We start from the raw sequence: 775 nt of genomic DNA, 5'->3' as shown, positions 1-775 counted from the left end.
GAGTACGTCAGCGCACTGTATCTGTCGAAGCCACAGGATGTGGCCACGGCGTTCGTCGACGGACTGACTGACGGTACGTTGCGCTCCGAGATCTGGCCGAGTGTCGAGCGTGCGTTGACCGGATTCGCCATTGCGCTCGTGGCGGGCATCACCCTCGGCATCGTCGTCGGATCGTTCCGGATATTCCAGAAGCTCGCTGAACCGCTCCTGCTGTTCTTCCGGAATCTTTCGCTGCTCGCGCTCCTGCCGGTCTTCGTCGTGTTCCTCGGAATCGGCGAGGAGTCCAAGGTGGCCATCGTCGTGTGGGCCTGCTTCTGGCCGATCTTCATCAACGCGGTCGGAGCGGTCGGGGGTGTGGAGCGCATCCTGCTGAATGCGGCCCGGACACTCGGAGCCGGGCGGGTGTACATTTTCAGCCGCGTGGTTCTTCCGGCGGCGATCCCGGCGATCTTCCCGGGGATCCGTCTGGCTGCTGCGAACGCATTCACGGCTCTCGTCGCCGCCGAGCTCGTCGGCGGTGCGCAGGGTCTGGGTATCTACATCAACAACGCCGCGTTGCGTTACCAGACCCCGCAAATGTATGCCGGCATCCTCACCCTCGGTCTCATCGGAATCCTCGTCAACGGCGTGCTCACCGGCGCCGAATGGCGACTGACCGCATGGCAGCGAGGACTGACGAACAAGTGACGAACACGCGAGTCCGCACCGCCGTCCGCAACGGTCGGTAGATCGTCGTCAGCTTTTCCGTGCACCCATGAACCCCGCACCCATGAAC

Annotated in this window: 1 protein-coding gene; it reads left to right on the top strand. The window is 63.5% G+C overall.

Translation table 11 applies throughout. The features are described 5' to 3' along the window. A partial coding sequence (locus ACFTZB_RS40820; protein WP_378440906.1) for an ABC transporter permease occupies positions 1 to 687 on the top strand: 687 nt, incomplete at its 5' end. Positions 688 to 775 lie beyond the last annotated feature (88 nt).

It is taken from the genome of Rhodococcus sp. NPDC057014 (genome assembly GCF_042673295.1).
Classification (GTDB): Bacteria; Actinomycetota; Actinomycetes; order Mycobacteriales; family Mycobacteriaceae; genus Rhodococcus_F.
The sequence above is the reverse complement of the archived record's forward strand: the minus strand, read 5'-3'. Positions and strand labels throughout refer to the sequence as shown.